The following is a 25,232-nucleotide window of genomic DNA, read 5'->3' on the forward strand; positions in this document are numbered from 1 at the left end:
CTTTGCGCCCAATCCCCCATATCCTCTCCCACTCAGCTCCGGCTCAGGCAGTCCAGCGCCACCGCTTTAAAGCTGTCGAAGCTGTCGCTGCTCAGCAGGCGGCTCATTGAGCGTTCACGCACGAAGGTGACAAACAGCTCGTAGATCGCCATCGCCTCTTCATAGTCGCTCTTGCTGATCGCCAGCAGGAAAATCACGTGCGCGACCTCACCTTCTCCCCAGGCGACGCCCTGCGGCGCCAGCAGCGTCACCACCACGGTTTTTTTGGCCAGCAGCCCCAGCGAGTGCGGCAGCGCGATGCCCTCGCCCAGCAAGGTGGAGACGATCGCCTCGCGTTCGACCACCGACGGATAAAAGTCCGCGCCGACGTACCCTTCCCGCTCCAGCTGGCCGCACATCCGGCTGAACAGTTCCGCCTGCGTCAGCGGCTCGTTGAGCACCATGAAATGCTCGGCGTCGAAAAACTTCTCCAGCATGTACGGTCGGGTGCGATCCACCAGCACCAGCTTGCCCAGCTGCTCCAGCTGGTAATCGGTTGGGAACGGCGACATCACCACCACCGGCTTGTTCTTTTCGCCGATGCGGGCGTTGGAAATCACGAAGTCTTCGTCGATATGCGCAAGCATCTCGTAATCGCGCAGCGAGACGATGCGCGTCATCACCAGCTGCGGATACTTACGCGCAATCTGCGCCTGGATCATGCGCACCGTCGAGTTGCCGGTATCGCACACCAGCATCACCTGCGGGTGGCGTTCATAACCGATGTTGTAATGCCGCTCCAGCCCCACGCCGATGTGCAGCACCAGGTAGCCTATCTCATTCTCGCTCAGGGTATAGGGGGTGTATTTGCCCCAGCTGGAGACCGCCGCCAGCGTCACGTCGTAAGCCATCGGATAGTGCTGCTTGATGTTGGCCAACAGCGGATTGGGGATATTGATCTGGTATTTCACCCGCGTAATCATGGTCTTGATATGGGTGAGCAGATCGGCCCGCAGCTGCTCGTCGCCCTGCAGGTTGTAGTTATAGTGTGCGTTGATGTAGGACAGGATGTAGTCCACCAGCGCTTCTTCATCGTCGGCGTTGATCTCGGTCGGCTGCACGTCCTGCACGCGCCGCGCGGCGATATTGACCCGCAGATAGGCCTCTTCGGCCATCGAGATCTCTTTGCCGGAGGCAGAACGCAGTTCCGCCGCCAGGCGGGTCGATACCTGGCGCACCGCATCGTCGCCGTCTTCCACCTCGAAGTCCGGCAGCGGATAGCCGTCGTTGATGCGCCGCAGCGCCACCGCGCAGTAGAAGATCAGGTACTGCTCGCCCTCGTCGGTCAGGCGAATGGCGTATTGCGACAGCAGCGGGTGCAGCAATCCGGCGAACGCCGCTACCTGCGGCTGCAGCAGGATCTCGTTATTGAGCAGCGGGTTCTCGGCGTCGGCCAGCTGCAGTTGGAACAGCAGATCGGTCAGGCAGGCGCGGATCGCCATCTCCGTGCCGAACAGCTTCATGCCGTAACGCGGCTTGGTTTCAATCGTCAATTGATAGTGCGCCAGACGCTCTCTCACCTCAGCCATGTCGTTTTGCAACGTACCGCGGCTGACGAACCACTCGTCGGCCAGATCTTCCAGTTTAAGGGAGAAGGCTGAGGTCAAAAAACGCACCAGCAGATAATGCACACGCTCCTGCGCGCTGCGCGGGGTGGCATGCTTGCGGCGCTCCTGATGCTGCAGGGCGCTGAACAGCGCGGCGTTATCGACCTGCAGGCGATAGCCGGCACCGCGGTTATGCACGAAACGCGCGCCGTATTTGTCCAGAATCTCGTTCAGCGCGGTGATGTCCGCCCGCACCGTGCGGGTGGACACGGCGAAACGCTTCGCCAGCTCATCCTGCGGCAAAGTCTCGGTTTGCAAAGCATCGAACAAGTAAGCCAAACGCGGGTAAGGAAATCGCACCATTCTGTGTCCGTCAATCAGGCGACCCGCCCGGCGAACCGGGCGGGCCACGGGTTACTTCGGCGGCGGCAGAAACGCCATTTGCGAGGGGCTGCCGATCGGCAGATAGCCGCCCACAACGCTGAGTTTGCCGTCCGTCGGGTTTACGCTGAAGCGGGTAACGTTATCGCTGCGCTGGTTCAACGCATACAGATAGCGGCCATCCGGGCTCAGCGCCAGCGAACGCGGGTAATCGCCGCGCGTCCAGGTTTCCGCCACCGGCTTCAACTCACCGCCGGCGCCCACGCTGAACTGGGCAATGCTGTTATGCAGCCGGTTGGCGACGTACAGCGTGTCGCCGTTCTTGCTGAGCGCCAGCCCCGAAGCGAAGCTGGTGCCCTGATAGTCGGCGGGCAGCGCGGAAACCGCATGCAGTTGTTTCAGAGTACCTTTTTGGCGATCAAAACGGTAGCTGGTCAACGTCGAGGCCTCTTCGTTCACCAGCAGCACGGTTTCGCCGTCCGGATGGAACACAAAGTGACGCGGACCCGCGCCGGCGGAAGAGGCGGCGATCCACGGCGGATCGTTCGGCGTCAGCCGGCCGCTCGCGGCGTCAAAGCGCCATTGGTAGATGCGATCCAACCCCAGATCGGTGGAGAACACGAACTTGCCGCTCGGATCGCTGGCGATCATATGGGCATGTGGGCCGTTGTGATCGCTGATGGCGAAGCTGCCGTTCACCGCCGCCGCCGGTTTGGCTGCGCCCGCCGGGCCCTGCTGTTGCTGCACCGAGCTGGCGGCGCCCAGGCTGCCGTCCGCTTCGATCGGGAAAGCCGCCACGCTGCCGCTGACGTAATTGGCCACCAGCAGATGGCGCCCGTCCGGCGTCGATGAGAGATACACCGGCCCCGCTCCCTGCGAATCCACCTGGTTGAGCTGCGTCAGGCCGCCGTCGGCCGGATTGACCCGGTAAGCGGTGATGCCGCCGTGCTTGCCGCCGTTGAAATCGGCCACTTCGCTGGCGACATACAGCGTCTTGCCATCGGCGCCCAGCGTCAGTTGCGCCGGATTCGGCACTTTGCTGACCAGCGTAGTGTGGCTCAGCGCGCCGCTGGCCGGATCGACCTGCACCCGGTAAACGCCTTCGCCGTTGGGATTGTAGGTGCCGATATAGGCGAAATGAGATGACGTGGAATTCATTGCATCCTCAGCATGCAGCGCCGGGCCGGTCACGGCCAGCAGCGCCAGGAACAACGCGGTGCGTCGGGTTGGAGCCTGCCAGTTTCGCATAGTTATCCTCAGTATATATCCGTCATCTTTCAAGCCGCAGCGTTGTTGGCTGCCCGCACTCACCCCAGTCACTTACTTAAGTAAGCTCCTGGGGCTCCTGCGCTTGCCGCCTAGCTGCAACTTGAAAGCTATAGGCTATAGCTAACGGCGGCGCGGCATGCCGCGCCAGGGGAAAACCTTCGCCTCCCAGCCTTTACCTCATCCCATTGCGCGTTCAGCCCACCAGCTTTTTGGTCATCGCCAGCAGGGTTTTAACGTCCTGTGGGCGCGTGTCGCCGCTGGCGGCGTCGATGATCGAACTGTAGATATGCGGGATCACGCGTTTCACGCCGGCCGCCAGCGCGATCTCGACGATCGGCTCGTAGTTCTCCAGATCGATGCCGCCGGTCGGCTCCAGCATAAAGTCATGCTCGGCGCAGGCCTTGGCTACGTACTGATATTCGTCCTTGCACTTCAGGCCGCCCATCGGGAAATACTTGATGGAGCTGCCGCCCATGTCTTTCAGCAGGGCGATGGCGGTTTCCACCGGCACGATGCCGTCCGGCGCCGCGGCGCTCAATGGGCCGGTAGAGATCTTCACCCAACCGACGCGGCCGGTTGGCGACACCAGGCCGTTGACCACGCTGTCGTTCTGGCCCAGCAGCGCGCGGCTGGCGCCAACGCCGGTAAACACCTGGTTGACGTGCTGCGGCTGCACCTGCTGAGCGATCAGGCTGACCATCGCCGACTGCTTCGGATCGCCGGCGCCCAGGCCGACCGAGAGCGCGTTTTCGATCAGGCGCGCATAGCGCAGCATGTCGGTCACCGCGCTGTCGACGTCCGGGTAGTTCTTGGAGAGCACGCCCACCAGCACATGGCCTTCCGCCGCGGCGTAGATGTCCTGCGCATTGGCTTTGGAGCCGGCCAGCACGTTCAGGCAGACGCGGTCGCGATAGTAGTTAGGCTGCAGCTTCATGCTTGTTTCTCCGTAAACAGGTTTTTGATACAGGTAAAGACGGTCATCAGCTGTTGCTCATCGACGCTGCGCACGTCGACCTCAATCTTGCCCTCGTTGGCCTTGTAGCCGCGGAAGTAGATGGCGATGTCGCCGGTTTTCAGCGCCTGGACGATGTCATAGGTCGACCGCCCCAGCACCGCCTCGTCGAAGGCGATCTCGGCGCGGGCGATATCGCGGCCGGCGCTGTCCCAGACGGTTCTGGCGCTGACGCCGGTCAGGGTGTTGAGGCTGTCGAGGAACGGCGTCATCCGCGCCACCATCTGTTGCCCGGTGGTTTTCTCAAGCGTCAGATAGCTTTCGATCGCCTGCGTCAGGCCGAGGATGCCCTCTTTGCCGACCTTCATCGCCCGGCCGATGCCGCCGGACTGCAGCTTCACCCACTCGACGTACTGTTTCTTGCCGATAACCAGGCCGCTGGTCGGCCCCTCGATGGCTTTGGCGCCGCTGTAGATCACCAGATCGGCTCCCATCTGGTAGTAACACATCAGATCTTCTTCCGCCGCGGCGTCGACGATCAGCGGCAGGTTATGCTTGCGCGCCACCACCGCCGCCTGTTCGACGGACAGAATGCTTTTCTGCACGCAGTGGTGCGATTTGACGTACAGGATCGCCGCCGTCTGCGGCGTGATGCAGGCTTCAATCTGCTCCGGCGAACATTCGTTGGCGTAGCCCGCTTCCACCACCTTGCCGCCGCCCAGCGCCACCATGGTGTCCACCGGCGCGCCGAAGTTGACGTTGTGGCCGCGCGGCAACACGATCTCACGCGGCACGGCGATCGGCGCCGAGTGCAGGTTCACCAGCAGATTGGCGTTATCTTTGACGATCGCTGCCGCCACCGACTGGGCGATGCCCGCCGAGGCGCAGGAAACGATCACCGCGTCCTCCACGTTAAGCAGATCGGCGATGTAGGCGCCGGTCTTGTTGACCAGATCCTTGATTTCGAAATAGTGATTCAGGCCGTAGTCAACGGCGTCGATCACATCCTGGCGCGGCGTGGAAACGCCGAGAATGGTCATGCGGCCGGAGGTGTTGATCACCTGCTTCAAACCGTATTTTTCATAAATCGAAGACATGGCTTGCCTCCCCTTGTTCGGTTAATAGGATTTCCCCGGCCACCACCGCGGCCAGCGGCACCAACAGCTGTTCGCCCTCGGCGGTTTGCCCTTCGGCGTCGGCGAACACCTGCGGTTCGCGGCGCAGTTCAAACAGCGTGAAATCGGCGTCATAGCCCGGCTCCAGCCGCCCTTTGCCGCTGAGCTGCAGCGCCGACGCGGCGTTCTCCGTCACGCAGGCGATCACCTGCGGCAGCGTCAGGCCGACGCTGAAAAATTTGGACATCACCGTCGCCAGGCTGTGCACCGGCCCGTTCATGCGGTTGCGGCAGTATATATCGGAGCTGATGGTGTGCGGCAAAATGCCCAGCTTGATCGCCTGGCGCGCCACCTCGAAGCTGAAGCTGGCGGTGCCGTGCCCCACGTCGAGCAACACGCCGCGCCGCAGCGCGCGCTGGATCGACTCGCGCAGCGTGCCCGCCGGCGTCAGAATGCGGTTCGGTTTGCCGTTGTAGCAGTGGGTGATGATGTCGCCACAGGTCAGCAGATCGGCGATCTCGTCCAGATCCGGCGGGTTGTTGCCGATATGCACCATCAGCGGCAGTTGGCGGTTTTCCCGCTGGATCTCTTTGGCCAACACCAGCGGCCGGGTGCCGTTCTTGCCCACCACGCTGCTGCTCATGCGCGCCTTGATGCCGATGATAAAGCCGGGATGGTTGGCGATAGCCTGGCCGGCCTCGCGCTTGTCGATGTCCGTCAACTCCGCCAGCTCGTTCTGCCGCAGCAGGCCGATGCGCGAGATGTTGAGGAAGGCGAACACGTTGGTTTTGGCGCTGCGCGTCAGCTGATAAAAGGCGTCGATATCGTCGGCGCCGGTGCTGCCGGCATCGACCACGCTGGTGACGCCGCTGGCGACGCCGACCCGATCCGGCTCGTCATGGTAAATCGGCGAGTCGGGATAGCAGTGCACGTGCGCATCGATCCAACCGGCGCTCAGGCGGCAGTTGCCCGCCAGATCCAGTTGGCGAACGGCGCTGACGTCCGCCGCCAGCCGCCCGACCGAGGCGATTTTGCCGTCTTTCACCGCCAGATCGATCAGCGTGTCGTCCGCCAGTCTGGCGCCTCTGATTACTAAGTCATACATACCGCATTGCTCCTGTTAGCCCGGGCGCCGCCGCATCGGGCGGCACCTGGCGCAGGCCTCTCAAGAAATGGCTACCGGGAAGATCGCCCCCAGGCTCATCGCGCCGAGGATCGCTCCGCCGGTGATCGGTTTACCCCAGATATAGAACAGCAGCGCGCCGAGCAGCGAACCGATGCCGATCGGGATCGAGGCGGTCATCGCCGACAGGATGATCAACGGCCCGAGGAAACGGCCCGACGAGTTGCCCGCGCCCATCATCACGTCCGCCCCGTAGGTGGAGTTGCTCTGATTGATGGTGAATTTGCGCGCCAGAATGATCACGTAACCGATCGCCAGGCCGATGACCAGGCCGGTCACCAGCGAAGCGGCGAAGTTGGCGACCGGGAACACGATGCCGGCCCCCAGCAGCAGCGCCGGCACGCCCAGCCCGACGCCGGTCTGGATCGCGCCACCGATGTCCAGGATCCCCACCAGCGAGCCTTCGATGATGCGCGCGAACAGGAAGCTGGCGCCGAACGCCGCCACCGCGCCGTATACGCCGGTATCCATCCCCGCCCGCAGCATGGAGACGAACGCCACTTCGTTAAAGGCGCCGATGCCGTACAGGTAGTACATGTGCGTCCCGGCGAACACGCCGGAGGACAACAGGCCAACAAAAATCGGGAATGACCAGTCGGCGTACCAGAAGCCTTTTTGGGTTTGCTCTTCCATCATCCCGCTCCTTATTTACCGCTCAGGGTGTTGTGAATGGCGTCCAGCCAGCCCGGCACGCCGAGGCTGAAGGACTCGAGAACTTTCATGTCGAAGCCGCGGAAGAAGCCGCTCAGCACGAACAGCAGCACGATCACCGCCATCATGATCTTGGTGATCTTGTTCCAGCCGCTCTCTTCCACGCCCTTGCCGATCAGAATGCCCAGCACCAGGCCCGGCACGGCGTTGCCCATGATCAGCTGCGCCAGGCCGCCGAAGATGGTGCCCCAGAAGCCGGAACGGCGCCCGGCGTCGATCGCCGCCAGCCAGAAGATCACCGGCATAACGGTGTTCACCAGCAGGTTGGCCGCCGGTACCAACACCTTGATCGCGGTGACCTGCAGCGCGGCAGGCACGGCGGAAGCGGTGGTATTGAGGAACGCCACCACCAGCATGCCGATGATGCCGCAGGCAATGGCCATTTTTTTCGGATCGTGCAGCGTTTGCGCCAGATTGCGGTTCTTGACCATCAGGGCCGCCGCGCCCCAGTGCGGGATGATGCGGTGGTCGACGTCCTGCGTGAAGGAACCCGCCGCCACGGAAGACGCCCAGGCGTTGAAGAAGAAGCCCAGACCGAATGAGAAGTGGGAAGCCGGATCGCCCTCGCAGGAATTCAGCTCGCCCAGGGTGCGAAACGCCCCCATGCCCTGTGTTGTCGGCGCGTGGAACATGCGTGCGGCGCCGGCCCCTACGCCGACCCCCACCAACCCACCGATAATAATCGATTTAAATAAGATGATTAAAAACATCAGTATACCCTTTCATTTATGCTAACGTTTTTATTTCGTGACGAAGACAACCTTCTCGGTATTGATAATGGTTACGCTCACGGTTATTTCCAGAGAAACGGCATAGCTCTTTCTTTCACGCGGAAAAAAGAAGAAAAGAAATTTCTCTTTAGTTATTTTCTCTTCCGCTCTCACGACGCTGACGTCCTGCGGCTCGATACGCAGCAGAATATTGTTGGTGGACTTTAATACCGCACCCTGCACATTAGCCAAGGCGGAAGCAAAAGCTTTCGCTTTGCTGTCGCCTTTACCCTCCACCTTTACCGATGTGGTATATTGCTCTTTCATTATGGATTGCCATGTTTTTTGATGTAGGCTTCCACCAATTTCTGGCCCAACTCTTCTTTATCCATAAAGCCGAAGCCCAGCACGTTGCAGCCTTCGTTAATTGCCGTCACGCCCTCTTCCACCGAACGCATGCCGTATTTGGCTTTGTAGCCGTGTTTGGTTTGCGCAGTAATCGCGCCAGCGCCGCCGCTGCCGCAAAAAGAGATGCCCAGCTGCGCGTTTTCCGCTTTCATGACGTCACCCAGCTTCATATCCGCCGCCACGCCGGGGATAACCACCGCTTTTCCGCCTGCGTTTTCAACGCCCTGGCCGACTTTTTGCCCTTTACCCAAACGATCGCCGATCACTACGGTAATTTGACCCATGGTATATTCTCCTGATTGAAATCGATGCGTTAACCGCTATGCGTTATTATCTTTCGCCACTTCGAAGTGCACTGACAATAAATAGGCTTCTTCGATAGGCAATGTGCCAAACTGATTCACCACGCGCTCCGCCATTTGCATGGATTCGGCGGAGATTTCGTCGAACAACGATTTATCCACCTCCGGCAACGGCTCGCCGGTTATTGAACGCAGCACCATGGCGCGAATATGCGATTCCAGCATCTGTTGCTGCACCGCATTGGTATAAATATTTTCAGCATTCAGCATCGCGGCAATATCCGCCAACACCCGAGCGGTGATCTCACCGGCTGCGCTGACATCGGACTGTTCAATTTCTTTTATCGGAGCAGATCCATCATTCACTTTTCAGTACCCCTAGATCCCACATTAATCAGTAAGCCGTAAAGCGCATCACCTGAATAACCCGCTTTCTGTGATGTCTTTACCCTACCCCCGGTAGGATTTTCTGTGTAGACCGGTTTTTTCCAGTTCGAAGTGGAAATCGCATGACGCGCGGGGATCCATTTCGCAAAACGGCGCTGCGGTGAAAAAGTTAATGAGATAACAAATAGATAACCGGGCTAACCGTTTCTTTCACCACAATTGACGATAAAAGCCTTCGTGATCGGGATCTCTTTCTTTTCTCGTCCCAACCGCCTACTATCAATGGGACAAATCGACATTACCCACACCCCCGCTCCTCTGGCGCGGGGGTGTTGCTTTGTGTTGTTTTTCCGAATTTATGGGTGCACAGACTGGCACCCTTTGATTTGACTGGAGAGTGGAATGACCAAACCCATCATTACTATTAATGAGCTGGATGCGGAACGCCTGGATGCGCTATTGGAACAACCGACCTTTGCCAACACCGACGTCGCCGCCGCGCTGAACGACGAGTTGGATCGCGCGGAAATCCTGCCGCCGGAGAAAATGCCGGCCAACGTGGTGACCATGAACAGCCGCGTGCGTTTTCGCGATCTGCACACCGATGAAGAGCACGTGCGCACGCTGGTTTACCCGGCATCGCTGAAAGACAGCCACGATCAGCTGTCGGTGATGGCGCCGCTGGGCGCAGCGCTGCTCGGCATGCACGTCGGCAAGCAGATTTCCTGGCAATTGCCGAACGGTGAAGAAGCGCGGATTGAAGTGCTGGAGTTGCTGTACCAGCCGGAAGCGGCGGGCGAATACCACCGTTAAGCGGTTCTCAGGGCGGCATCCGGCCGCCCTTTCTGTTTCAGACGCAGATAGCGATCAACACGGCGATCAGCAGCAGCACGTAGATTTTGGCATGCAGCGCATCGCTCACCTTAGGCAAACAGCGCCTGGCAAATACGATCCCCGCAATCCCCGCCACCACCAGCAGCCCCAGAACGTTCAGATTGACGTAGCCCAGATACTGCGGCCCGCTCATCTCGCGCCACCCCAACACGATATACATCAGCGCGCCGATCACCGCCACCGGGATCGACAGCGGGTTGGCGGCGCTGACGCAATACTTCATGTCGTAGCCATGGCGGCGCAGCAGCGGCACCGTCATCACGCTGCCGCCCACCCCCAGCAGGGTCGCGATGCCGCCGATCAGCGGTCCGCCGCCCCACAGCGTGGCGGGGGAAAGTTCGGCGCGCGCCGGTTTGACCAGGAAACCCCGGCGGAACAGACAGTCGGCGATGGTCACCGCCATATAGGCCACGAACAGCCCGCGGATCACGCCGTCCGCCAGCAGCGAGGCGGCGAACGCGCCCAGCGCCGCGCCGATGCCGATGAAAAAGATCAACGGCACGATGGTTTCGCGCAGCAGGTTGCCGCTGCGCCAGTTGGTCAGCGTGGCGTAACTCGCGTTGAGGATCATCACCGCCGTCGAGGTCGCCACCGCGATATGCATCGCCTGGCCGGGCTGCTCGCCCGATGCGGAGATCAGGTGATAGACGAAGGGCACCACCACAAAGCCGCCGCCGAAGCCGAACAGAATGGTGGTGATGCCGGTCAGAAAACCGGCACCCAGTACAATCAAGGTTTCAATCATGGCCGTGCGCCCGCAGGAAGTCGTCGAACCCGGCGCAGAACTGCCCCGCCAGCGGGTGGAAACGATCGCCGACGAACAGCCCCAGATACTGCTCGCGCACGGCGTCATGGTCCACCAGCTCAATGCCCGCCTGTTCCGCCTGCGCCAGCGTCTGCGCGTCCGGGAAGCCCCAATAGCGCGAATCGCCCTGCTTTTCCGCCGTTATCGCTTCGCTGTGCTCCGCCCGCATCAGCTGGCGCGCCAGGAAAGAGCCACTCTGCACGCCCAACAGCATCATGTTTTCCAGGAACGACAGATCGTGACGCAGCTCGGCGGGCAGGCGGGCGATAACCGGGCCGGCGTCCCAGTGCTCATCCATTTCATGCAGCGTTACCGCACAGTCCCTGTCACCGTTCATCAACGCGCGGAACAGCGTCATCACCCCGCGATAACGCGGCAAGTCCCCCGGATGCAGGTTCCACAGCAGCTTGCCGCGTCGGCTGAAGGCGCGCACATAGTCGGCGGAGAATTTCTGATAACAGCGCAGGGAGATCACCCCATCCATATGCCCCAGGCTGCTGATAAACGCGGCGTCATTGATGTCGAGAACGCGATGCGCTTTGACCCCGGCGGCGGCCAGGAACAGGGCCGGCGGCTGATAGGCCCCCTCGCAGGCGGCGGCGTTGCGGCCAACGAACGGGAACACGAAATCGTTCAGCACTTCGCGCTCATACAGCCCCAGGCGGCGAACCGCCGGCTCCTGCGTGCGCCCGGCGCTTTTCGCCAGGGGGAAATACACCGTAAAGGCACACTCGCCCTTCAGGGTGGCGATCAGATCCTGACACACCAGCCAGGAGAAAATGTCGTTGCCGACAAAGAGCGCTACGTTTTTCATGCTTCAGCCTTCTTTGCGTTGAAAATAGGGTTGTTGAACACGATCTTGCTGATATCTCGCGTGATGGACTCCATCGCCGAGGTGTAAAAAAGATCGCCCTTGGCAGGCGCGCCGAGCGAGTAGAGATGCTGCTCGCGGCCGCGCCGGTCGGCGATTTTCAGCGTGTGCGGGTTGCACTTCACGCCGCCGAACAGGTTCTCTTGCACCAGCCCGTCTTGCAGCAGTTGCTGGCTCAGCCGGTTGGGCGGCAGTTGATAGGACGGCGTGGTGCAGTTGAACAGATACTGCGCATGCACCCGCGCCTCATGGCAACGAAGGATAAACCCGTCCGTTCCCTTGCTGATATCCGCCAGGCCGCCGCAGGCGCGCAGGCGTTGGCTCTCCAGCGCCGCCACGATCTTGTTGGCGTTCTTGATCGGCATGGCGTGCCGATTACGCATCCAGGAGGAGTTGTAAAAGCGCATGAAAACCTGCCGGTTGTTGGCATCCATCTTGACCCAGGCAGCGCACACCGCCGGGTGGATCGCCGCCAGATAGCTGCAGATATGCTCCCGGGCAAAACGCGCGCGATCGAGGCTGTCCGCCAGATCGCGGTAGCAATCGCGTCTTTCCCCCAGCGCCGAGAACACCGTCAGCCGCTCCGGCCCTGGATAGTGGCGCGCCAGCGCGGCGTTGATCGCATGCACCAGCTGTTGCGCGTCAATAACATCGCTGCCGGCGACAAAGCGCCGCAGCGCCTCAACAAACGCCTCCGGCGGCGGACGCATCAGCGCCGGCTGCACGCTGGGGAACAGGCCCGAGCGCGACAGGGCGCAGATGTCGGTCGCCCCCAGGCGCTCCATCAGCTCAACGATGGCGTCAATCGCCGTCAGGCTGCAGCCGATCACGCCGATGCTCGAATAAGGGTTGATCGGCGGCAGATCCTGGTGGGCCTGATAAGCGATCACCCCATCCACCGGATAGAGACATTCCGGCGGGTTGTGCCCCGAACACAGCACCAGCGCGTTCATCTGTTCGGTGCCGCCACAGGTGGTGGTCAGCCGGTAGCCGGCCTCCAGCGGCGCGATGGCATTCACTTCGGCGGTCATGAAATTCAGCGCTACGTTGCTGTCCGCCGCCATATAAATCGTCATGTCGCGAATAAAATCGAGATATTCCCGATACAGCCAGCGCGGCGGATAACGATCCTGGCAAAATTGCGGGAAATGCATGGCGATCCAATCGACGAAGTGCGCATCGTCGAAAATATCCGCCGACATATTTTCCGGCGTCATATTTAATATATGGCTGTCAAAATCGCTGCTGTATGCCATACCGCCCTTGAAGCCCTGCTTGTCGAACACCGTCAGGGAAAGCGGCCTTTTGCAATGATTAACCGACTTATTTTTTATAAAGTTATACGCAAAAGCGATCCCGGCGGCTCCGCCGCCAACCACACCGAACTTATACATGAAATATCACCTTATAGTCATTGAACTGCGCTAAGAACTATTGCTTCAGGTGTTGGAATAAAAAGATGCTTTATTCCTTATTAACTTCTTGTATTGCGAGAACGAAAATCTTCGTCCCACCCCGGTGTGAAAACTTGCACGGGCTATATGGCCGATAAAATAGCGGCGCCCCGAACAAGCGTTATTTTTCTGCTCCGATAGTAGGGCGACGGCCGTTGGCTTGCTTTATATGAAGGGCCAACTATCATTGCGTTTCGGCCAATCTGCCCGCCAAAGGGAACACATGCGCAACGTCCGCATTGATGACATCGACCACGTAACGCGCGCGGTGATCGCCATCGGCACCGATTATCCGCCGGGGCACCTGCTGCCGATGCACAGCCACCGGCGCGCGCAGTTGTTGTACGGCGCCACCGGCGTCATGCACGTTTTCACGCAGCAAGGCAATTGGGTCGTCCCGCCGCAGCACGCAGTGTGGCTGCCGCCGCAGATGCCGCACGCGGTGAGGATGGTCGGCGTCACCACCCGCAGCCTTTATCTCGAACCCGGCGCGTTGCCCGCCGAACGGCCGCAGGTCTGTCAGGTGGTCAGCGTCACCCCGCTGATGCGCCAGCTGTTGATGGCCGCGGTGGATATGCCGCTGGAGTATGCACAAGAGGGGCGCGACGGAGCGCTGGCGACGCTGTTGCTGCATGAGCTGGCTCGGCTGCAGCCCTTGCCCCTGCACATCCCGCTGCCCGCCGATCCCCGGCTGGGCGAGCTGTGCCGCGCCTTTTTGCAGCACCCCGACGCCCACGACTCCGCGCAGCGGTGGGCCCCTCGTCTGTACATGAGCATTCGCACCTTCAGCCGCTTCTTTCGCGCGCAGACCGGCCTGCCGTTTTCGCAATGGCGCCAGCGCGCCTGCGTGGTGCTGGCGTTGGCGCTGCTGGCCGAAGGGCGCAGCGTAACGCAGGTGGCGATGGAGATGGGATATGACAGCAGCGCGGCGTTTTCAACCATGTTTCGCCGCGTGCTGGGGCAGGCGCCCTCCTCCTATCTGACGGAAGACGGGCGCGACGGTTGACGGTTTAGCGGAATTTCTTGTGGTTGGCGTCGCGGGTCTGTTTGAACCCCTGCGCCAGCTGCTTCGCTTCGGCGACTTTGCCCTGATTGGCCAGCGCCAGCGCCTGATCGATCTGGCCGATCAGGGTATCCAGCCCGTGACGAAAATCTTTCATCTCCGGGCTGTCGGCGGCTTTGTCTTCCAGCTTCGGCGGGGTGCCCTGTTTGGCGTCCTGCGCGGCGGCGCGCATGTTTTGCAGGCTCTGTTTGAGGGTGGCGGCGGAATCGGTATTCAGCACCGTTTTGTAGTTTTCCGCCAGGGTGTCCATATCGTCGCCCAGATCGGCGGCGGCCGCCAGCGAGCTGGCCGCCAGCAGCGTCAACGCCGCCAGCGCTTTCAGGGTATTCTGCATGTTTGCTCACCTTCCAGTTATTGTTTTAATTAACCCACCGTTACCATAGGCAAGGCCGGGCAAAACCGAAACCGGAGATTTGTAAGCAAGGTTGAGGCGGGATAACGCGTGACCGGCGGGCGCCGGCCGCGCAGAGGATCACTGGCCGGCGATCTTCATTTCCGGCAGCAACACCGAACCGCACTGGATATTGCTGCGGGTTTCGATATCGCTGCCGACGCTGACGATGTTGCGCAGCATGTCTTTCAGGTTGCCGGCGATGGTGATCTCGCTGACCGGATATTGGATCTCGCCGTTTTCCACCCAGAAACCGGCGGCGCCGCGCGAGTAATCGCCGGTGACGCCGCTGACGCCCTGGCCCATCAGCTCGGTGACCACCAGGCCGGTGCCAAGCTGTTTCAGCATGCCGGCGAAGTCGGCGCCCTGCCCGGCAATGCGCCAGTTATGGATGCCGCCGGCATGGCCGGTGCTGCGCAGGCCCAGCTTGCGCGCCGAGTAGCTGGTCATCAGCCAGGTTTGCAGCACGCCGTCCTTGACGATATCGCGCCGCTGGGTGCGCACGCCCTCGCTGTCGAACGGCGTCGACGCCAGCCCTTTCAGCAGGTGCGGATGCTCTTCGACGGTCAGCCACGCCGGCAGGATCTGCTTGCCGAGCGAGTCCAGCAGGAAGGTCGATTTGCGGTAAACGCTGCTGCCGCTGATGGCGCCCACCAGATGACCGAACAGCCCGGTGGCCACCTCGGAGGCGAACAGCACCGGCGCCTTCATGGTCGACAGTTTGCGCGGCGCGAGACGCGCCAGCGTGCGGCGGGCGCACTCCTGCCCCACCCACTCGGGGCTTTGCAGATCGCCCATCGCACGGCCGATGGTGTAAGCGTAATCCCGCTCCATATCGCCGTCCTGCTCAGCAATGACGCAGTTGGACAGCGAGTGGCGGCTGGAACAGTAGCTTTGCAGCATGCCGTGGCTGTTGCCGAACACCTTGATGCCGTAGTGGCTGTTGAAGCTGCCGCCTTCGGTGTTGGTGATGCGCTTATCCGCCGCCAGCGAAGCCTGCTCGGCGCGCGCCGCCAGCTCGATGCCGCGCTCGGCTTCCAGCTCGATCGGGTGGAATAGATCGAGATCCGGCGCCTCGAACGCCAGCAGATCTTTCTCCGCCGGGCCGGCGCAAGGATCCTCAGAGGTGTAGCGCGCGATATCCAGCGCCGCCTGTACGGTGCGGGCGATGGCGTCCGGGCTGAGATCGGTGGAAGAGGCGCTGCCTTTGCGCTGGCGGTGATACACGGTGATGCCCAGCGCGCCATCGCTGTTGAACTCGACGTTTTCCACCTCGCCGAAGCGGGTACTGACGCTGATACCGGTCGATTTGGTGACCGCGACTTCCGCCGCGTCGGAACCGGCGCGGGCCAGCTCCAGCGCCTGAGAAACGGCCTGTTCCAGCGCCTTGCGCTGTTCTGCAACTTGAGTGACTACTTTCATCAATCTGCCATAATTAATCAGAAAATCGTTGAGAAAAGTGCCGGAGCGGCGTAGTTGTGCACGCGGAGCGGCGCGCAAAAATCCTGAGATCTCTGCCGTTGAGTCTAACAGGAACCGCGTTGAATTTCGCATAAAGCCGAACGGCAAAGCCGGGATAACATGCAAAAGCCGTGCATCACTCGACGATCAGTTTTACCGACTTGCCAATATTCGCCATCATGTTGACCAACGCATCCAGCGTGAACTTCTCGGTTTTCTGATTCACCACGTCGGACACGCGCGGCCGGGAAGTGTGCAGATAACGCGCCGCCTCCTCCTGGCGATAACCTTCTTCCTCAATCCACGCGCTGATCTCACCCATCAGCTGTTTTTTCAGTGCGATAAGCTGCGCAATTTCCGCATTGGACTGCGCTTGCAATTGCCGAGCCTCGTCGGCGGAAAATCCCAGATCCGCAAACACATTGCCGCCTGCGGGCGTAACGTGGCGCGAATCGATATCAATCGGCTTGGTCATGACCTTTACTCCGCTCATTAATGACCGCGTCATAACGCGCTTTGATTATCTGAATATCGTGGCGGCTGGTTTTCTCCGCCTTCTTCTGAAAGCTGTGCAAGACATAGATCGCTTCGCTGAACTTTGCCACATAGACCACCCTGAATGCCCCACCGATGGCATATAAACGGATTTCGATAACGCCGCTTCCGCAGTTGGCCATCGGTTTCCAATTACCGGGTTCCAGACCTCTTTGCACTTTACTCAGTTCAAATCCTGCCGCTTTTCGCGCATCGATTGGGAAGGCCAGCAAATTCTCTAGCGATGAGCCACGCCAATCAATGGCTTTCTCGATGCCATCATCCATGAATATCACCTCCTTTTGTATAAAATTTTATACAGACAGGGTGATAAAAACAACCGTGCAAATTCCCAAGACGGGCAGCCAGGCGCGATAATCCCCCAACGTGGCAGCTATACTCAGTTTGCTCAAGGCACGCAATTGGCGGGTTGCCGGACAACCTGTTAGGATTAGCCTCTTTTTAACGGAGCCTACCATGAACAAACAGCCTGAAGACTGGCTCGACGATGTCCCGGAGAATGAAAACGAGGACGATGACGAGATTATCTGGGTCAGTAAAAGTGAGATTAAACGTGATGCCGAAGCGCTGAAAGACCTGGGGGCCGAAATGGTCGATCTGGGCAAAAACGCGCTGGATCGCATCCCGTTGGACGAAGATTTGCGCGCCGCCATCGAGCTGGCGCAGAAGATCAAGAAAGAGGGCCGTCGCCGTCAGCTGCAGCTGATCGGCAAGATGCTGCGCGCCCGCGATATCGAGCCGATCCAGACCGCGCTCGACAAGCTGAAAAACCGCCACAACCAGCAGGTTTCGCTGTTCCACAAGCTGGAAGCGCTGCGCGACCGTCTGGTGGAAGAAGGCGATGACGTGATTCCGTCGATCCTGGATCTGTATCCGGCCGCCGATCGCCAACAGCTGCGTTCACTGGTGCGCAACGCGCAGAAAGAGAAGGCCGCCAACAAGCCGCCTAAGGCTTACCGCCAGATCTTCCAATACCTGCGCGAGCTGGCCGAAGCGGCCGACTAAGCGCCGCCGCCATCCCGGGATGAACCCGTTTCATCCCCGGTGATGGGCCGGTTCGCCGCTGCTTTCGCGGATATTGAAACGCAGGCTGCCTTCCAGCTCTTCTTCCGCCTCTTCAAACAGCAGAATGATCGCGCCGAAACGACGCTTGCTGCGGGCATTCAGGTGAGTGAACTCGATTTCCACCGGCAGGCCGATATCGCCGGTCACCACGTCCCACAGCGCGTCGAGGTTGGCGCCGAACCCCTCGTCCAGCGCAAACTTGTGCGCGAAATCGCGGTAGAAGGTCGGCACATCCTGGATCTGTTCGAAATCAAACTCTACTTTTGCCATCAAACTCACTCCACACGAATGAAGTTTTTGTAATGGTCGCGCGTGACGAAGATCAGACCGTCGCTCGAATACAGCAGGCGATCGGCGCCGCGCCGGCCACACTGATAATTGATGTCCGCTTCGCGCCAGACCCGGCCGCCGGCGCTCGGCAGTTGCCCTTCACGGTTAGAGAAACGATCGCCGCCGATCGCCTTGCCCGGCAATACCGCACACAGGTTGCCTGAACGCGGATCCCAGCCCTGCTCGCGCGCCTGCTTCTTGGTGACGTAATAGCCCGGCAGCCGCTGATGCTGCTGCAGGTAACTCACCACCGTTTGCTGCTGCGTGAGCCGATCGATGCTCTGCTGCTGCCCCGCCGGCGCCACCACTGCGTTGCCGTCGATCGCACGGTGCTCGTTGCCGCGCAGCGCGCTGAAGACGGCGATGACCACGGCGATGACAATCGCCAACAGAATCCGCTTGTTCATGACATTCCCTGAAATTATGCCGCCGAAGGCACCGCAGCGCCCCCAGGCTAGTTAGCTATATAGTCGACCTGGATGAAACTAAGATGACCGGCACGTCACATTTTCGCGGCGGTAAGAGTTTCATCCATTCATGACAATGATGCCACTTTCCAGCCGTTCTGGCACTCGGAGTCGCTCTGAAAACGGGCCGCCCCACATGAGACGGCCCGCCGTGCCAAGCGCTGCTTTCAGTATAGTCGGGGAAGGCGCCGCACAACGCGGCGCAACAGGCGGGAACGCATCAATCGATCAAGGCGTGGCGATAGCGATGCAGCATGTCGGCCAGGCGCTTCACCGGCCCGGTGACGCTGAGCGGCGCCTGATTGTCCACCAATTTTTGCTGGTACTCGTTCATTTCACCCAGCAAGCGATCGTAGTAATAGGCGCGCTTGACGTCGTTTTTGGCCGAGACCACCCGATCGGCGGTGCTGCGGATCTGGCGGTGGAAGGCCGACAGCTCTTCGCTGACCGGAATCTCCGCCCGCTGCATGCGCTGGTGGGCGATGATCAGGTTCAGCGCCAGACGATACTTGGCGATGTCGTTCGGGAACATCATCAGCAGCTGGTTAAGCTGTTGATACAGCGCAGGCAGGTGGTTCTGCCGACGGCGCGCCGCCTTGGTGGTCAGCGCCGACACCGCGCTGCTGACGAACTGGTTGAGCAACGTGCGGCCGGTGCGTTCGCGCGAATTGTCGCGGATCAGCAGCAGCACCATCAGCCCGACGCAGCTGCCGAGGAACTGGCCGAGCGCTCCGTCGAGAAACTGGGTGACGTTGAACTCCATCGGGTTGCTCAGCACCAGAATGTTGATGGTCCCTGCCAGCAGCCCCAGCGAACCGAGCCGCCGCTTCTGCACCTCGATGCCGATGAAGAACGCCAGCAGGCCGAGGCTGAGGCACAGCAGCAAAATGCTCTGCTGCGTCGCCGGCAGGATCACCATGAAGAACAGGGAGCCGACCGGGATCGCCGCCAGCATGCCCAGCACGAAATCCATCGCCACCATGCGCGGCGCCGGGGTGCGCATCGCCAGCGAGGTGATTACCGCAATGATCACCATAAAGCCGCTGCCGGACGTCCAGCCGGTCCACAGCCACAGCAGGCAGCCGAACGCCGTGGCCACAAAGGTGCGCAGGCCGTTAATCATCGCATGATGCCCTTCCGCCGAGGTCGGCTTGACCACGGTTTCATTGCTCAACACGTCCTCTTCCACCGCGCTGATGCTGCCGTTGGTGTGTACGCCCTTCGACAGCAGCAGGTAGCGCGTTGCCGCGCCGACCCAGCCGGTGAGGGTCGGCAGTGTTTCTTCGGAGCGATGCGTGGTCAGCACCTGGCGCAACAGCTTCATGCGCCTGTGGATCTCCTGCGGGGTTTCCGCCGGCACCATCAGTTGCTCCCGCAGGCTCGCTTGCAGCATGTCCGGATGATTCACCAGGATCAGGTAGGTTTCGCAAGCCTGGGTAATCAGCGTCAGCGACAGGGTATGCAGCGCCTTCACCCGGCGATTGACCTTCTGCCAGCGCGAAGACTCCATCATCAGGTTGTTGCGCATGCCGTCCAGCGCCGTGGTGCTCTTCACCAGATTGCTCCAGGCGCGGTCGATGTCTTCTTTGTCGGCGTTGCTGATGCACATCTGCATCAGGCGATATTGATCCACCAGCAGCTGATCCACCGCCCGATCGATATCCTGCTTGATCGAACGCGGCGAGAACAGCAGATCCGCCAATACGGCGCTGACGATCCCCAGCACGATCTCGCTGCAACGCTCGATGGCGAACTGCGGCGCTTCCAGCAGATGGGCCTCGCTGGTGGCGACCGTCACGATGATGATCAGCGCGGTATAGCCGGCCAGGCCCCAGGCGTAGGAGTTCTCGACCTTGATCAGTGAAGAGAGCCAGGTGCAGAAACCGGCCCAGATGCAGCACAACAGCAGCATCACCACCGGCGCGCGGGCGGTGGTGATGATAATGAGCAGGCCGACGAAGCAGCCGATAAAGGTGCCGATAATGCGCAGCCAGCCGCGGTGGCGGATGGCGCCGGAGAAGGGTTCACCGCCGGCGGCAAAGGCCGGGCCGGCGGCGACGATGGCGGCGGTCATCGCCGACCAGCGCGGGGTTTCCAGATTGAGATGGAAGCCGACGAACAGCGCAAACACAATCGCGAAGCTGAGCTTGAAGGCGAATCTCAGCCGGATAAAGGTTGGGCTGTTCATTAGCCGAACTCACGCAGCCGGTGCATCAGGCGCACAAAAGGCGAGCCGCTGTCGGCATTGCGATCGTTCTTGCCGACGATCACCACGGTGGCGGTGGTGCCGGCCGGGTACGGATGCTGTTGGTCCTTGGCGTCCAGCAGGATCTTCACCGGCACGCGCTGCGCCAGGCGCACCCACTCCAGGTTGCTGTCGATCGAGGCCAATCCTTTGTTGTTCACCGTGCTGCTGCTGTTGTTCACCGCCGCCGCCACGCTGTCGACGGTGCCGTGCATGATGCGGTTGCTGCCGAGCGGGGTGATCTCCGCGCGATTGCCCTTATTCAGGCCGTTCAGTTTGGTTTCTTCCAGGTACGCCAGGATGTAGAAGGAGTCTTTCTTCACCAGCGCCACCGCCACCGAACCGCGGGTGATGTATTCGCCGGCGTGTACGTTGAGGTTGGTGATCCAGCCATCGGCCGGAGCGCGCACCGTGGTGCGTTCCAGATCCAGCTGCGCCAGCTCACGCGTCGCCACGGCCTTCGCCAGCTGGTGTTGCACGGTCTGCAGCGAGTTGTTCGACTGGTCGATTTCTTCCTGCGACATCGCCTGCACGCCCAGCTTCACGCGGCGGCCGGCCTCGCGCCGCTTTTCCGCCGCCAGCGTCTGATAGTAGGCGACGTCGGCACTGGCTTGCGCCAGCGCCTGCTCATAGCGCGGCCGATCGACCACGAACAGCACCTGGCCTTTCTTCACCAGCTGGTTGTCCACCACCGGCACGTCGGTCAGCAGGCCGCTGACGTCCGGCGCGATCGCCACCACGTCGGCGGTAAACTTGGCGTCACGCGTCCACGGCGACTCGGTGTAAAACACCCAGGCCTTGAATACCGCGACGATGCCCAGCAGCACAAGAATCAAAGTGATCGCGATTCGGGTTATTTTTATCGAAAAATTTTTCACAGCGACCTCAAACAAAAAGACATGAAATCAGATAAAACAAGCAGCAATACAGCGCGGTGTTAAACAGCGCCGGATGCCAGACAAAATCGTAAATCCCCGTCGGCTGCAGCAGGCGGCGCAAGAGGAAAAACAGCGCCAGCGACACCAGCAGCTCGAAAAACACCGGCGGAAACGACAGTCCGAAGATGACCATAACCGGAAGCAAACTCATCACTTTTTCCTTATTGTTCACTGCGCCGGGGAAAGACAGGTCTCGCCATTCACATTCTCTTTACATTTTAGCGTGCGCGCGCCACAAATCTTGACCAGGCAGCTTGTCCAGGTCACGAACCCGAAAAAAGGTTAAACTTTGGGGCAGACATCCACGACAGGGATTGCGAGGGTGCCGGAGGAGCGGCAGGATTGCGTTGCCGATCGCTCTCGCACGTTGGTAAGGTCTATTCACCCGACCACGTTATATTAGCCTGCTTACTATCAAGGCATCAACAATCTGTGATCTAAATCACTTTTAAGCCAGAGTGAATAATGGAAAGATTAAAACGGATGTCGGTATTCGCCAAAGTGGTTGAGTTCGGGTCGTTTACCGCGGCCGCGCGCCAACTCGGCATGAGCGTTTCATCGATCAGCCAAACCGTCTCGAAACTGGAAAATGAGCTGCAGGTCAAGCTGTTGAACCGCAGCACGCGCAGCATCGGCCTGACCGAGGCCGGCAAAATCTACTATCAGGGCTGCCGACGCATGCTGCAGGAAGTCAGCGAAGTGCATGAGCAGCTGTATGCGTTTAACAATACCCCCGCCGGCACGCTGCGCATCGGCAGCTCATCCACCATGGCGCAAAACGTGCTGGCGAACATGACCGCCGAGATGATGAAAGAGTACCCTGGCCTGACGGTCAACCTGGTGACCGGCATTCCGGCGCCGGATCTGATCACCGACGGGCTGGATCTGGTGATCCGCACCGGTGAGCTGCAGGACTCCAGCCTGTTCTCCCGCCGCCTGGGGCAGATGCCGATGGTGGTGTGCGCCGCCAAAAGCTACCTCAGCCAGCACGGCACGCCGCAAAAGCCGAGCGACATGGTCAACTTTTCCTGGCTCGAGTACAGCGTGCGGCCCGACAGCGAATTTGAACTGATGTCGCCGGAGGGCATCACCACGCGCATTTCCCCGCAGGGGCGCTTCGTCACCAACGACTCCTCCACCATGATCCGTTGGCTGAAAAACGGCGCCGGCATCGCCTACGCCCCGCTGATGTGGGTGATCGAAGAGATCAAGCGCGGCGAGATCGAGATCCTGTTCAAAAGCTACCATTCGGATCCGCGGCCGATCTACGCGCTCTATACCGAGAAGGACAAACTGCCGCTGAAGGTGCAGGTGTGCATCAACTACCTAACCGACTATTTCGAACGCGTGGCGGCGGTCTATCAGGGCTATCGTTGAGCGGCGCTCAAATAGCGGTGCGCCAGCGCGCCCAGCAGTATCAACGCCAGCATGCCGAGGCCCCACAGCAGCCAGACGGCGTAGCCGGCCCAGTTCAGCAGCAGAGGAAAATAGCTCGCCAGCCCGCTGCCCAGCTGTTTCAGCCACGGCAGCCAGGCGTCCAGCACCGCCTGCGGCACCAGGCTCAGCGCGCCGTTCACCGGCAGCGATGCGCCGCCGGCTGCTTCCGCCAACGCCGGGAGCCAGGCCAGCACGCCGGCTACGCCCCAGGCCAGCAGCGTCCATAGCGCCATGGCGCCCAGCAGCAGCGCTAGCGTCCAACCGCCCCGGTTCACGGCACACCGCCGCCGCACTGCGGGCAAAAGCGGCTGCCCGACGGCAGCGGCGCGGCGCACTGGCCGCAGGTGGCGCTCAGCGCGGCAAACGGCTGACCGCAGCGGTGACAATAACGCGCGCCAGATTTATTCACCGCCCGGCATTCCGGACACTGCGGCCCCGGCTCGCCATGCTGGTTATAGCGGTTGCCATGATGCCCGCCGCCGTGGCCCGCGCGCTGATGACCGCGGTTAATACCGCCTTGCCCCAACAACCTTTTCAGTAAGCTCATCCCGCCTCTCCTCTGTGCATTGACGCTGAAGCTCACTGTAAACCCTGGAGTAACCTCCAGGGTAAAGCCCGGCGAGCAGGCTTTACGTTTCATTACATCGTAAAAGTGGCAAGGCTTTGATGCCGTTAACAAAAGCACCATCGGCATTATCCCACGCCGCCGCGCTGCGTTATGCTGCGGGAACCTCTCCCTGCATCAGGAATAACCATGAAAAAAATCATACTGGACTGTGACCCGGGGCATGACGACGCCATCGCTCTGTTGCTGGCCTGGGGCAATCCGCAGATCGACCTGCTGGCGGTCACCACCGTGGTGGGTAATCAGACGCTGGACAAAGTGACGCGCAACGCGCTGGCGGTGGCGCGCATCGCCAATATCACCGGCGTGCCCTTCGCCGCCGGCTGCCCGCGCCCGCTGGTGCGCAATATCGAAGTGGCGCCCGATATCCACGGCGATTCCGGCCTCGATGGCCCGGTGCTGCCGGAACCTCACCTGCAGTTGGACTCGCGCCACGCGGTGGATCTGATCATCGATACGGTGATGGCCCACCCGCCCGGCAGCGTGACGCTGGTGCCGACCGGCGGCCTGACCAATATCGCTATGGCGGTGCGCAAAGAGCCGCGCATTGCCGAGCGGGTCAAGGAAGTGGTGCTGATGGGCGGCGGCTACCATGTGGGCAACTGGAGCGCGGTGGCGGAGTTCAATATCAAAATCGATCCCGAGGCGGCGCACATCGTGTTTAACGAAAAATGGCCGCTGACCATGGTCGGGCTGGATCTTACCCACCAGGCTTTGGCCACGCCGGCAGTCTGCGCGCGTATCGCCGCCCTCGGCACCCGGCCGGCCGCCTTCGTCGGCGAACTGCTGGCATTCTTTGGCCGTATGTACCAACAGGCGCAGGGCTTCAGCGCCCCGCCGGTACACGATCCTTGCGCCGTCGCCTACGTGATCGATCCGAGCGTGATGACGGTGCGCAAAGCGCCGGTGGATATCGAACTCACCGGCACCCTGACGTTGGGCATGACGGTCGCGGATTTCCGCGCGCCGCCGCCGCCGGACTGCCACACTCAGGTGGCGGTCAAACTGGATCAGGATAAATTCTGGGATCTGGTGGTGGATGCGCTGGAACGGATTGGCGAAGTGGAGTGAGGTCTGTGAAGCGTGGATTAACGCGCTTTTACAGGCGCGTTAATCCGTCTTGCGGCACAGCAACAGGGATAGGGGGATCATCACCCCTTTATTTCCACAGTAACAGAACAATCTTAATAAAATGGATTTAAATAAAATTTAAAAACAACCAATAAAAAACAAGAAGAATCTTAATGAAAATAAATACAGGCTCAATAAAGAAAATATAAAATAAAAATAAAAAACAGCGGTAAATAAAACCACGATCGCCGTGCCGTCATTGGCAACAACGATTTAACAAGAAAATGCTTATCTCATTGGCTACATCGCCTGTCGGCCCAGGCGTTCGTTGTCGTACACACGGCGTTTTACTACATACAAAAAATCCCAATGTTTTGATTTTAATGCAAAAATAAAATAAAAGATTAAAAATTGACTGGAGCAAGATGAATTTGAGAAAATGACAACCCTGTTTTTTCAAACAAATAAAACACCCTTTGCAGGCAACTGAAATACGGCTTACCCCTTTTTATATAAACCGTCCCCTCGCTCACAGGGGAAAAACTTATTTATCGCT

General features: G+C 60.3%; 29 protein-coding genes. 5 read left to right on the forward strand and 24 right to left on the reverse strand.

The genetic code is table 11. The features are described from left to right. Positions 1 to 32 precede the first annotated feature (32 nt). From ACJ8HN_RS17540 to ACJ8HN_RS17585, 10 genes are all read right to left on the reverse strand, one after another. The gene (locus tag ACJ8HN_RS17540; protein ID WP_442523753.1) at positions 33 to 1,949 is read right to left on the reverse strand and encodes a BglG family transcription antiterminator; all 1,917 of its coding nucleotides are present in this window, start codon (positions 1,947 to 1,949) and stop codon (positions 33 to 35) included. 51 nt (positions 1,950 to 2,000) lie between these two features. Next, positions 2,001 to 3,215, reverse strand: a complete 1,215-nt coding sequence (locus ACJ8HN_RS17545) for a lactonase family protein (RefSeq protein WP_130042414.1) — start codon at positions 3,213 to 3,215, stop codon at positions 2,001 to 2,003. 214 nt (positions 3,216 to 3,429) lie between these two features. After that, complete coding sequence (gene dagF / locus ACJ8HN_RS17550; RefSeq protein ID WP_033648993.1) at positions 3,430 to 4,170, reverse strand: 2-dehydro-3-deoxy-phosphogluconate aldolase; 741 nt, start codon at positions 4,168 to 4,170, stop codon at positions 3,430 to 3,432. Then, positions 4,167 to 5,285: a DgaE family pyridoxal phosphate-dependent ammonia lyase gene (locus tag ACJ8HN_RS17555; RefSeq protein ID WP_049212950.1), complete on the reverse strand. Its 1,119-nt coding sequence runs from the start codon at positions 5,283 to 5,285 to the stop codon at positions 4,167 to 4,169. Before ACJ8HN_RS17555 ends, dagF begins: the two co-directional genes overlap by 4 nt. Next, positions 5,269 to 6,408, reverse strand: a complete 1,140-nt coding sequence (locus tag ACJ8HN_RS17560) for an amidohydrolase/deacetylase family metallohydrolase (RefSeq protein WP_442523754.1) — start codon at positions 6,406 to 6,408, stop codon at positions 5,269 to 5,271. The genes ACJ8HN_RS17555 and ACJ8HN_RS17560 overlap by 17 nt, the downstream gene beginning before the upstream one ends. A 60-nt stretch (positions 6,409 to 6,468) precedes the next feature. Then, a complete protein-coding gene (locus tag ACJ8HN_RS17565) occupies positions 6,469 to 7,119 on the reverse strand; it encodes a DUF4310 family protein (protein WP_442523785.1) in 651 nt (216 codons plus the stop codon). Between the two features lie 11 nt (positions 7,120 to 7,130). Continuing rightward, a complete protein-coding gene (locus ACJ8HN_RS17570) occupies positions 7,131 to 7,907 on the reverse strand; it encodes a DUF4311 domain-containing protein (RefSeq protein WP_004937006.1) in 777 nt (258 codons plus the stop codon). Between the two features lie 30 nt (positions 7,908 to 7,937). Next, complete coding sequence (locus tag ACJ8HN_RS17575) at positions 7,938 to 8,234, reverse strand: DUF4312 family protein (protein WP_442523755.1); 297 nt, start codon at positions 8,232 to 8,234, stop codon at positions 7,938 to 7,940. Beyond that, positions 8,234 to 8,599 (reverse strand): glycine-rich SFCGS family protein, encoded by a 366-nt coding sequence (locus ACJ8HN_RS17580; RefSeq protein WP_033636151.1) that lies wholly within the window; start codon positions 8,597 to 8,599, stop codon positions 8,234 to 8,236. Before ACJ8HN_RS17580 ends, ACJ8HN_RS17575 begins: the two co-directional genes overlap by 1 nt. 36 nt (positions 8,600 to 8,635) lie before the next feature. Further along, positions 8,636 to 8,962 (reverse strand): glycine dehydrogenase, encoded by a 327-nt coding sequence (locus ACJ8HN_RS17585; protein WP_089185451.1) that lies wholly within the window; start codon positions 8,960 to 8,962, stop codon positions 8,636 to 8,638. A gap of 444 nt (positions 8,963 to 9,406) precedes the next feature. Between ACJ8HN_RS17585 and rnk the strand changes: the two genes are divergently transcribed. After that, positions 9,407 to 9,817, forward strand: a complete 411-nt coding sequence (rnk, locus tag ACJ8HN_RS17590) for a nucleoside diphosphate kinase regulator (protein WP_442523756.1) — start codon at positions 9,407 to 9,409, stop codon at positions 9,815 to 9,817. A gap of 37 nt (positions 9,818 to 9,854) precedes the next feature. Here the strand turns inward: rnk and ACJ8HN_RS17595 are convergent, their stop codons facing one another. Genes ACJ8HN_RS17595 through ACJ8HN_RS17605 form a run of 3 tightly spaced genes read right to left on the reverse strand, consistent with a single transcriptional unit; the run spans position 9,855 to position 12,968 of the window. Then, entirely contained in the window at positions 9,855 to 10,643 is a 789-nt protein-coding gene (locus tag ACJ8HN_RS17595; protein ID WP_442523757.1) for a sulfite exporter TauE/SafE family protein, read from the reverse strand. Continuing rightward, entirely contained in the window at positions 10,636 to 11,517 is an 882-nt protein-coding gene (locus ACJ8HN_RS17600) for a formyltransferase family protein (protein WP_442523758.1), read from the reverse strand. Before ACJ8HN_RS17600 ends, ACJ8HN_RS17595 begins: the two co-directional genes overlap by 8 nt. Next, on the reverse strand, positions 11,514 to 12,968 hold the full coding sequence (locus ACJ8HN_RS17605; protein WP_442523759.1) for an FAD/NAD(P)-binding protein: 1,455 nt from the start codon (positions 12,966 to 12,968) through the stop codon (positions 11,514 to 11,516). The genes ACJ8HN_RS17600 and ACJ8HN_RS17605 overlap by 4 nt, the downstream gene beginning before the upstream one ends. A 283-nt stretch (positions 12,969 to 13,251) precedes the next feature. Here ACJ8HN_RS17605 and ACJ8HN_RS17610 point away from each other — a divergent pair, with 283 nt between their 5' ends. After that, positions 13,252 to 14,034, forward strand: a complete 783-nt coding sequence (locus tag ACJ8HN_RS17610; protein ID WP_041036839.1) for an AraC family transcriptional regulator — start codon at positions 13,252 to 13,254, stop codon at positions 14,032 to 14,034. A gap of 4 nt (positions 14,035 to 14,038) precedes the next feature. Here the strand turns inward: ACJ8HN_RS17610 and cybC are convergent, their stop codons facing one another. The 4 genes from cybC to ACJ8HN_RS17630 all read right to left on the reverse strand — a co-directional run bounded on the left by cybC (position 14,039) and on the right by ACJ8HN_RS17630 (position 16,764). Continuing rightward, on the reverse strand, positions 14,039 to 14,425 hold the full coding sequence (gene cybC / locus ACJ8HN_RS17615) for a cytochrome b562 (RefSeq protein ID WP_060440969.1): 387 nt from the start codon (positions 14,423 to 14,425) through the stop codon (positions 14,039 to 14,041). Positions 14,426 to 14,563: 138 nt separating this feature from the next. Then, on the reverse strand, positions 14,564 to 15,904 hold the full coding sequence (gene pmbA / locus ACJ8HN_RS17620) for a metalloprotease PmbA (protein WP_442523760.1): 1,341 nt from the start codon (positions 15,902 to 15,904) through the stop codon (positions 14,564 to 14,566). A 175-nt stretch (positions 15,905 to 16,079) separates the two neighbouring features. After that, positions 16,080 to 16,418 carry a helix-turn-helix domain-containing protein gene (locus tag ACJ8HN_RS17625; protein WP_047570411.1) on the reverse strand — a complete coding sequence of 113 codons (339 nt, stop codon included), beginning with the start codon at positions 16,416 to 16,418 and terminating at the stop codon, positions 16,080 to 16,082. Next, positions 16,402 to 16,764: a type II toxin-antitoxin system RelE/ParE family toxin gene (locus ACJ8HN_RS17630; protein ID WP_060422818.1), complete on the reverse strand. Its 363-nt coding sequence runs from the start codon at positions 16,762 to 16,764 to the stop codon at positions 16,402 to 16,404. The genes ACJ8HN_RS17625 and ACJ8HN_RS17630 overlap by 17 nt, the downstream gene beginning before the upstream one ends. 190 nt (positions 16,765 to 16,954) lie before the next feature. Here ACJ8HN_RS17630 and yjgA point away from each other — a divergent pair, with 190 nt between their 5' ends. Beyond that, positions 16,955 to 17,503, forward strand: coding sequence for a ribosome biogenesis factor YjgA (gene yjgA / locus ACJ8HN_RS17635; protein ID WP_004936968.1), 549 nt, complete (start codon positions 16,955 to 16,957; stop codon positions 17,501 to 17,503). A gap of 30 nt (positions 17,504 to 17,533) precedes the next feature. On the opposite strand, the gene ACJ8HN_RS17640 is transcribed toward yjgA, so the two are convergent. The 5 genes from ACJ8HN_RS17640 to aaeX all read right to left on the reverse strand — a co-directional run bounded on the left by ACJ8HN_RS17640 (position 17,534) and on the right by aaeX (position 21,694). Continuing rightward, entirely contained in the window at positions 17,534 to 17,833 is a 300-nt protein-coding gene (locus ACJ8HN_RS17640; protein WP_004936963.1) for a barstar family protein, read from the reverse strand. Between the two features lie 5 nt (positions 17,834 to 17,838). Next, positions 17,839 to 18,300 carry a ribonuclease gene (locus tag ACJ8HN_RS17645; RefSeq protein ID WP_442523761.1) on the reverse strand — a complete coding sequence of 154 codons (462 nt, stop codon included), beginning with the start codon at positions 18,298 to 18,300 and terminating at the stop codon, positions 17,839 to 17,841. 280 nt (positions 18,301 to 18,580) lie between these two features. Beyond that, the gene (aaeB, locus tag ACJ8HN_RS17650) at positions 18,581 to 20,548 is read right to left on the reverse strand and encodes a p-hydroxybenzoic acid efflux pump subunit AaeB (RefSeq protein ID WP_103774251.1); all 1,968 of its coding nucleotides are present in this window, start codon (positions 20,546 to 20,548) and stop codon (positions 18,581 to 18,583) included. Next, positions 20,548 to 21,483 carry a p-hydroxybenzoic acid efflux pump subunit AaeA gene (gene aaeA, locus ACJ8HN_RS17655; RefSeq protein WP_049196169.1) on the reverse strand — a complete coding sequence of 312 codons (936 nt, stop codon included), beginning with the start codon at positions 21,481 to 21,483 and terminating at the stop codon, positions 20,548 to 20,550. Before aaeA ends, aaeB begins: the two co-directional genes overlap by 1 nt. A gap of 7 nt (positions 21,484 to 21,490) precedes the next feature. Beyond that, a complete protein-coding gene (aaeX, locus tag ACJ8HN_RS17660; RefSeq protein WP_004936952.1) occupies positions 21,491 to 21,694 on the reverse strand; it encodes a p-hydroxybenzoic acid efflux pump operon protein AaeX in 204 nt (67 codons plus the stop codon). A 314-nt stretch (positions 21,695 to 22,008) separates the two neighbouring features. Here aaeX and aaeR point away from each other — a divergent pair, with 314 nt between their 5' ends. After that, complete coding sequence (gene aaeR / locus ACJ8HN_RS17665) at positions 22,009 to 22,920, forward strand: HTH-type transcriptional activator AaeR (protein WP_033636163.1); 912 nt, start codon at positions 22,009 to 22,011, stop codon at positions 22,918 to 22,920. On the opposite strand, the gene ACJ8HN_RS17670 is transcribed toward aaeR, so the two are convergent. After that, positions 22,911 to 23,255, reverse strand: coding sequence for a hypothetical protein (locus tag ACJ8HN_RS17670; protein WP_049234169.1), 345 nt, complete (start codon positions 23,253 to 23,255; stop codon positions 22,911 to 22,913). The two genes, aaeR and ACJ8HN_RS17670, sit on opposite strands and share 10 nt — an antisense overlap. Further along, positions 23,252 to 23,527 carry a zinc ribbon domain-containing protein gene (locus ACJ8HN_RS17675; RefSeq protein ID WP_049234168.1) on the reverse strand — a complete coding sequence of 92 codons (276 nt, stop codon included), beginning with the start codon at positions 23,525 to 23,527 and terminating at the stop codon, positions 23,252 to 23,254. Before ACJ8HN_RS17675 ends, ACJ8HN_RS17670 begins: the two co-directional genes overlap by 4 nt. Positions 23,528 to 23,734: 207 nt before the next feature. Here ACJ8HN_RS17675 and uriH point away from each other — a divergent pair, with 207 nt between their 5' ends. Then, on the forward strand, positions 23,735 to 24,676 hold the full coding sequence (gene uriH / locus ACJ8HN_RS17680) for a uridine-preferring nucleoside hydrolase UriH (protein WP_033636166.1): 942 nt from the start codon (positions 23,735 to 23,737) through the stop codon (positions 24,674 to 24,676). Positions 24,677 to 25,232 lie beyond the last annotated feature (556 nt).

It is taken from the genome of Serratia sp. CY29653 (assembly GCF_052169255.1).
GTDB classification, from domain to species: Bacteria; Pseudomonadota; Gammaproteobacteria; order Enterobacterales; family Enterobacteriaceae; genus Serratia; species Serratia sarumanii.